General features: G+C 74.4%; 6 protein-coding genes. 3 read left to right on the top strand and 3 right to left on the bottom strand.

What is annotated here, in order from left to right; translation table 11 throughout:
• Positions 1-19 precede the first annotated feature (19 nt).
• Both AOK09_RS24310 and AOK09_RS24305 read left to right on the top strand, forming a co-directional pair.
• Positions 20-862: a carbohydrate ABC transporter permease gene (locus AOK09_RS24310; RefSeq protein WP_055589374.1), complete on the top strand. Its 843-nt coding sequence runs from the start codon at positions 20-22 to the stop codon at positions 860-862.
• 63 nt (positions 863-925) lie between these two features.
• Positions 926-3,313: a beta-xylosidase/alpha-l-arabinosidase gene (locus AOK09_RS24305; RefSeq protein ID WP_055589373.1), complete on the top strand. Its 2,388-nt coding sequence runs from the start codon at positions 926-928 to the stop codon at positions 3,311-3,313.
• A gap of 41 nt (positions 3,314-3,354) precedes the next feature.
• Here AOK09_RS24305 and AOK09_RS24300 read toward each other — a convergent pair whose 3' ends face one another.
• Positions 3,355-3,807 (bottom strand): Lrp/AsnC family transcriptional regulator, encoded by a 453-nt coding sequence (locus tag AOK09_RS24300; protein WP_055589372.1) that lies wholly within the window; start codon positions 3,805-3,807, stop codon positions 3,355-3,357.
• Between the two features lie 83 nt (positions 3,808-3,890).
• Between AOK09_RS24300 and AOK09_RS24295 the strand changes: the two genes are divergently transcribed.
• Positions 3,891-4,889: an asparaginase gene (locus AOK09_RS24295; protein WP_055589371.1), complete on the top strand. Its 999-nt coding sequence runs from the start codon at positions 3,891-3,893 to the stop codon at positions 4,887-4,889.
• A 71-nt stretch (positions 4,890-4,960) separates the two neighbouring features.
• On the opposite strand, the gene AOK09_RS24290 is transcribed toward AOK09_RS24295, so the two are convergent.
• Together AOK09_RS24290 and malQ are read right to left on the bottom strand one after the other, a co-directional pair.
• Entirely contained in the window at positions 4,961-5,182 is a 222-nt protein-coding gene (locus tag AOK09_RS24290) for a hypothetical protein (RefSeq protein WP_055589370.1), read from the bottom strand.
• 43 nt (positions 5,183-5,225) lie between these two features.
• Positions 5,226-7,229, bottom strand: a 2,004-nt coding sequence (gene malQ, locus AOK09_RS24285) for a 4-alpha-glucanotransferase (protein ID WP_055589369.1), incomplete at its 5' end; no start/stop codon positions are given.

The following is a 7,229-nucleotide window of genomic DNA, read 5'->3' as shown; positions in this document are numbered from 1 at the left end:
GCCCAGCACGAACACCCCCGTGTCCGCCCCCGTCCGCCGCCGCCGGCTGCGCCTGGGCAACCCGCTGGCCGGGCTGGGATCACTGGTGTGGCTGCTCATTGTGATCGTGCCGGTCTACACCATGCTCTCCGCGTCCCTGATGCACCAGGACCAGGCGCTGGACGGCAACCCGCTGGCCTTCCCGACCCACCCCACGCTGGACAACTACCACACGGTGCTGGACAACGGGTTCTTCTCGATGCTCAGCAACACCGTGATCGTGGCAGTGGTGACCGTGGTCATCGTGCTGGTGCTGGCGGTCCCGCTCTCCTATGTCGCGGTGCGCACCCGCAGCAAGCTGTCGTCGATGGCGTTCCGCACCTTCCTGCTCGGCGTGGCCATCCCCGCGCAGGCAGTGATCGTGCCGCTGTACCTCATGATCGGCAAGATGGGTCTGTACGACACCCTGCCGGCCGTCATCCTGCCCACCGCCGCCTTTGCGATGCCGGTGGCCGTACTGGTCCTCAGCGGCACCATGCGTGACGTCTCCGAGGAGCTCTACGAGGCGATGTCCCTCGACGGCGCATCCCCCCTGCGGATGCTGCTCCAGCTGACGGTGCCGCTCTCCAAGGCCGGTATCAGCACGGTGACCATCTACACCGCGCTGCAGGCCTGGAACGGTTTCCTCTTCCCGCTGATCCTCACGCAGTCCGAGGAGAAGCATGTGCTGACCCTGGGGTTGTTCAACTTCCAGAGCCAGTTCGGTGTCAACATCCCCGCGATGCTGGCGGCGATCGTCCTCTCCGTGGTGCCCATCTTCGCGGTGTACCTGGTCGCCCGCCGTGCCCTGATCAACGGCCTGATGGGCGTGGGCGGCAAGTAGCCCGCCCGACTGCCCGCCCGCCGCGCAGCTGCACCACGACTCACGAGAGGAAGACCCTGCCCGATGGCAATCCATCCCACCCCCGAGGCCCCCGTGGAGGCCTCCGACGCGCCCGGCACCGAGGGCCCCTGGCGGGACCCCTCGCTCGCGCCTGCGGCGCGGGTGGCCGATCTGATCGGTCGAATGACCCTGGAGGAGAAGGCCGCCCAGCTGTACGGCGTCTGGGTGGGAGCCGACGCCGACGGTGACGGGGTCGCCCCGCACCAGAACGACATGGTGGACGAGGTCGACTGGGACAGCCTGATCACCCGCGGCCTGGGCCAGCTGACCCGGCCGTTCGGCACCGCCCCCGTCGACCCCGGCGTCGGCACGGTGGCGCTGGCGCGCGCCCAGCGCCGGATCACCGCGGCGAACCGCTTCGGGATTCCCGCGCTGGCCCATGAGGAGTGCCTGGCCGGCTTCACCGCGTGGGGCGCCACCGCCTACCCGGTGCCGCTGGCCTGGGGCGCGGCCTGGGACCCGGCGCTGGTCGCCGAGATGGCCCACCGGATCGGCCGCGACATGCGGTCGGTCGGTGTCCACCAGGGTCTGGCGCCGGTCCTGGACGTGGTCCGCGACCTGCGCTGGGGCCGGGTCGAGGAGACCATCGGTGAGGACCCCTACCTGGTCGCCACCGTGGCCACCGCGTATGTCCGCGGGCTGGAGTCCGCCGGCATCGTCTCCACCCTGAAGCACTTCGCCGGCTACTCGGCCTCGGCGGGCGCCCGCAACCTCGCCCCGGTGCGGGCCGGCGCCCGTGAGCTGGCCGATGTGATCCTGCCGCCGTTCGAGATGGCGGTGCAGGAGGGCGGCGCCCGCTCGGTGATGCACTCCTACGCCGAGATCGACGGTGTGCCCGCCGCCGCCGACCCGAACCTGCTCACGGTTCTGCTCCGGGACACCTGGGGCTTCGACGGCACCGTGGTCGCCGACTATTTCGGCATCGGCTTCCTGGAGACCCTGCACCGGGTCGCCGCCGACCGCGGCGACGCCGCCAGGCTGGCCCTCACCGCCGGTGTCGACGTGGAGCTGCCCACGGTCCGCTCGTACGGCGACGCCCTGATCGCCGCCGTCCGCGAGGGTTCGGTGGCTGAGGAGCTGGTGGACCGGGCGCTGACCCGGGTGCTGCTGCAGAAGTGCGAGCTGGGTCTGCTGGACCCGGACTGGGCGGCGCTGCCGGCCACGCTCCCCGCGGACAGCGACGACCCGGAGCAGGCGCGCGGCACCATCGATCTCGACCCCGCCGAGAACCGGGCCCTCGCCCGGCTGCTGGCCGAGCAGTCCTGCGTCCTGCTCGCCAACCCCGGCGGCGCGCTGCCGCTCCGCTCCGACGCCCGTATCGCGGTGGTCGGCCCCCGCGCCGACGACCCGCTGGCGATGCTCGGCTGCTACTCCTTCCCCAGCCACGTCGGTGTCTCCCACCCGGAGATCCCGCTGGGGATCGCCATCCCCACCGTGCTGGAGGCGGTGGGCACCGAGCTGCCGGGCGCTCGTGTGACGTTCGCCCCCGGCTGCGACGTGGACGGCGACGACACCTCGGGCTTCGAGGCCGCGGTGGAGCTGGCCCGCGAGGCCGAGGTCTGCGTGGCGGTGCTGGGCGACCGGGCCGGGCTCTTCGGGCGCGGCACCTCCGGTGAGGGCTGCGACGCGGACGACCTGGCGCTGCCGGGCGTCCAGGGCGAGCTGCTGGACGCCCTGCTGGCCACCGGCACCCCCGTGGTGCTGGTGCTGCTGACCGGGCGCCCGTACGCGCTGGGCCGCTGGGCGGACCGGCTCGCCGGAGCCGTCCAGGCGTTCTTCCCGGGCGAGGAGGGCGGCCCGGCGCTCGCCGGTGTGCTCTCCGGCCGGGTCAACCCCTCGGGACGGCTGCCCGTCGGCATCCCCCGCGACCCCGGCGGCCAGCCGTGGACGTACCTGCAGCCGCCGCTGGGCCTGGCGGGCGGGGTCAGCAACCTGGACCCCACCCCGCTGCACCCGTTCGGGTTCGGCCTGTCGTACACCTCCTTCGAGTGGGAGGAGCCCACGGTGGGCAGCACCGAGGTGCCCACCGACGGCGGCACCGACCTGGAGCTGACGGTCCGCAACACCGGCGACCGGGACGGCGCCGAGGTGGTGCAGCTGTACCTGCACGACCCGGTCGCCCAGGTCACCCGGCCCGACGTCCGGCTGATCGGCTACGCCCGGGTGGAGCTGGCGGCCGGCGAGTCCCGCCGGGTGAAGTTCCGCTTCCACGCCGACCTCACCTCCTTCACCGGGGTGGCCGGCCGGCGGATCGTGGAGCCGGGTGAGGTGGAGCTCCGTCTGGGCACCTCCAGTGCGGACTTCCGGCACACCGTGCAGCTCCGCCTGACCGGCGCGGAGCGCACCGTGGACCACCGCCGCCGCCTGGTGTGCGAGGCCTCGGCCGAGTAACGCCCGGCGCAGGGAGCAGCGATCCGGCCTGCCGGTGGAGATCAGTCCACCGGCAGGCCGGACGGCTCCTTGATCCTTTTCATGATCATCTGCGAGTTGACCTCCTTGACCCCCGGCAGCGCCGTCAGCCGTTCGATCCAGAACCGCTCGAAGGCGTCGCTGTCCGCCACCGCGATCCGCAACAGGCAGCCCGGCGCCCCGTACAGCCGGTAGGCCTCGATCACCTCGGGGATCGCCGCCAGCCCCGCTTCGAACGCCTCCACCGCCGCCCGGTCGCGCCGCACCTCCACGGTGACGAAGAGCTCGAAGCCGCGCCCCACCGCCGCCGGGTCCACCTCCGCGCGGTAGCCGCGGATGACCCCCTCCTCCTCCAGCCGGCGCACCCGGCGCAGACAGGGCGACGGCGACAGGCCCACCCGCTGCGCCAGCTCGTGGTTGCTCAGCCGGCCGTCGGCCTGCAGCTCACGCAAGATTCTTCTGTCGATCGCATCCATTGCGCACATCCCTGCCACTCAACCGGTGCTGCGGGCATACATCGGCAACCATATGCCAGAAGAATCCGGATATTCTTACCCATGTGGAACATGCGAACGTCGTCGTCGTGAGCACCGGTGGCACCATCGCCAGCCGGTGGCAGGGGAGCGGTTGGGCCGCGGAGGCGGACGGGGAGTCGGTTCTGGCGGCCGCAGCCGTCCCGGACGGCGTCTGCGTACGGGTGGTGGACCTCTTCACCGTCAACAGCCCCCGGCTGACCACCTCCCACCAGCTGGCGGTGGTCCACGCCGTGCACCAGGCACTGGCCGACCCGGACGTGGACGGCGTGGTGGTCACCCACGGCACCGACACCCTGGAGGAGACGGCCCTGCTGCTGGACCTCCACCACGACGACCCCCGCCCCGTCGTCCTCACCGGCGCCCAGCGCCCGCTGGACGCCGCCGACGGCGACGCCGCCGGGAACCTGCACGACGCCCTGCTCACCGCGGCCCGCGCACGCGGCGCCGGAGTGCTGGTGGTCTTCGACGGGCTGGTGCACGCCGCCCGCGGCACGGTCAAGATGCACACCGTCGCAGCGGACGCCTTCGCCGACCCCTCGGGCGCCCCGCTGGGCAAGGTCGGCTTCGGAGCGGTCAGCCGGCTGCCGCGGATCGACCGCCACCCCGCACTGCCGCTCCCGCCGCTGGACGTCACCGCCCCCCGGGTCGACATGGTGATGCACCACTGCGACGCCGACCCGCTGCTGCTGGAGGCCTCACTGGCCGCCGGGGCGCAGGGGCTCGTCCTGGTGGCCACCGGAGCGGGCAACGCCACCCCCGCGTTCACCGAGGCCGTCGCCCGGGCCGTCGACGCCGGAGTCCTGGTCGCGGTCACCACCCGGGTGCTGGCCGGCCCGGTCACCCCGCTGTACACCGGCGGCGGAGCGGTCGACCTCGCCGCGGCCGGAGCCGTGCTCACCGGGACGCTGCGCGCCGGGCAGGCCCGGATCGCGGTCCTGGCCGCGCTGCTCGCCGAGGCGGACCCCCGGCGGCGGACCGAGCTGCTCCGGACGATCGTCCAGGCGCCCGGCCGGCGCGGCTGACCCCCGGGCGGACCTCCCCCGGACACAGCTGAGCGCCGCCCGGTCTCACCGGGCGGCGCTCAGCCGCTGTCTCAGGTGCGCTTCCGGTTGGCGAGCGACACCAGGGCCGCGATCACCAGGAAGGCCACGATCGGGATGACCACGTACAGGCCGACGGTCTCACCGACGCTCAGGCCGCTGCCCGGGTCGTCGCCGTCGTCCCGGACGTTGGCGAAGGCCGGGGTCGTCATCAGCATCATCAGCGTGGCGACGGCCGAGACCGCACCGGCACGCAGGGCATTCCTCTTGTCCACGCTCCTAAGGTAGTCCCCCGCCCGGACGCGGCGCGCGCCGGGGTCACTCCTGCGGCCCGGCGAGCACCGCGCCCAGCTCCGCCGTCCGCGGAGCCGCGGCCACCTGCTCCAGCGACGCCGGGCGGCCCGTCGCGTCGGCCACCGGCAGCCGCCAGTTCGGGTACTGGTCCCAGGTCCCCGGCAGGTTCTGCGGACGGGGGTCGCCGAGCGCGTCCGGCAGCCACACCCCGACCAGCCTGGCCGGGGTCCGCATCAGATAGCGGTGCAGCGCCGCCACCGCCTCGGGCAGATGCGGGCCCGTGTCCGGCCGGTCCTCGTCGGCCGCCGGGCCCTCCCCGTACGGCGGCACCGACATCAGCCCCTCGCGCGCCAGCTCGCCCAGCCACTCCTCACGCTCGGCCGCGTCCTCCGCCTGCTCCTCCTCCAGCGGACGCGCCAGCAGCCCCAGCCGGTGCCGCAGCTCCACATGCTCCCCCGACAGCCGCGCGGCCGTGCTCGGCAGGTCATGGGTGGTGAGCGTCGCCAGGCACTGCTCCCGCCAGCGCTCCGGGGGAAGCGGGCCGCCGGTGCCGTCCGGGCCGTAGTCGCGCTCGAACCAGAGCACCGAGGTGCCCAGGATCCCCCGCTCGGCCAGCTCCTCCCGCACCCCCGGCTCCACCGTGCCCAGGTCCTCGCCGATCACGCCCGCCGCGGCCCGGTGCGCCTCCAGCGCCAGGACGCCCAGCATCGCCTCCGCGTCGTACCGCACATAGGTGCCCTGGGTCGGCGGCAACCCCTGGGGCACCCACCACAGCCGGAACAGGCCCATCACATGGTCGATCCGCAGCGCACCGGCATGCCGCAGGGTCGCCCGCAGCAGGTCGGCGAACGGGGCGTAGCCCGCCTCGGCCAGCGTGTCGGGGCGCCACGGCGGCAGGCCCCAGTCCTGGCCGTGGGCGTTGAAGGCGTCCGGCGGGGCGCCCACCGAGATCCCGTCGGCCAGGAAGCGCTGGAGGGCCCAGGCGTCGGCGCCGTCCGGGTGCGCCCCCACCGCGAGGTCGTGGATCAGCCCCACCGGCATCCCCGCGTCCACCGCCGCCGCCTGTGCGCCGGCCAGCTGGTCGTCCACCACCCAGCAGAGCCAGCGGTGGAACTCCACCGCCCCGGCCCACCGCTCCCGGGCCCGGCCCACCTCGGGCCCCGCCGGATCACGCAGCCCCTCGGGCCACGCCCGCCAGTCGGGCCCGTACTGCTCCGCCAGTGCGCACCAGGTGGCGTAGTCCTCCAGACGGGCGCCCTCGCGCTCCGTGTAGGCCCGGTAGGCGGCCTCCCGCCCGACGCCCCGCGGCACCGCGTGGACCAGCTCCAGCACCTCCCGCTTGAGCGCCCAGGTCGCGTCCCGGTCGATCAGCCCCTCCTCCAGCAGCACGGCGTCGCGCAGCGCGGCGCCGCGGGCGGACAGCTCCGCCGCCTTCGCCCGGGCCTCCGGCGGCAGATAGGCGTACTCCGGTACCGCCTCCGGCCGGATGTGCACCGGATCGGGGAAGCGCCGCGACGACGGCCGGTAGGGCGAGGGGTCGGAGGGCGTTCCGGGCAGCGCCGCGTGCAGCGGGTTGACCTGGGTGAAGCCCGCGCCGAGCGCATGGCCCGACCACTGCACCAGCTCGGTCAGGTCGCCCAGGTCCCCCATCCCCCAGGAGCGCTGCGACAGCAGCGAGTAGAGCTGCGCCATGAAACCCCAGGTGCGGCGGGGCAGCGGGGCGAGCCGTGCCGGGGCGACGATCAGCGGCGCCGCCGCGGTGCGGTCCGGCAGCCGGGCGCGCAGCGTGTGCCGGCCGAGCGGCAGCCCCTCCGGGATCCTCCGGGCGTGCGTGCCGCTGCTGGCGGCCACCGGGCGTACCCCGCCGTCCTCCAGCTCCACCCACAGCTCCGCCCCGGCCGGTACCGCCACCGCCACCGGCCGTCCCGACCGCACCACCACGCAGGGCGGCAGCAGCCGGGCCGCCTCGGCCTGCCGGTGGCGCTCCAGCGCCGCCCGTACGGCCTGCGGGGTGGACGCGTCCACCCC

This window comes from Peterkaempfera griseoplana, assembly GCF_001418575.1.
GTDB classification, from domain to species: Bacteria; Actinomycetota; Actinomycetes; order Streptomycetales; family Streptomycetaceae; genus Peterkaempfera; species Peterkaempfera griseoplana.
Note: the sequence above shows the minus strand (reverse complement) of the source record. Positions and strands in the feature narration are given on the sequence as shown.

Excerpts from the sequence above, each read along its gene's own strand:
- AOK09_RS24305 (WP_055589373.1), top strand. The coding sequence starts at position 926 with ATGGCAATCCATCCCACCCCCGAGGCCCCCGTGGAGGCCTCCGACGCG.
- AOK09_RS24300 (WP_055589372.1), bottom strand. The coding sequence starts at position 3,807 with ATGGATGCGATCGACAGAAGAATCTTGCGTGAGCTGCAGGCCGACGGC.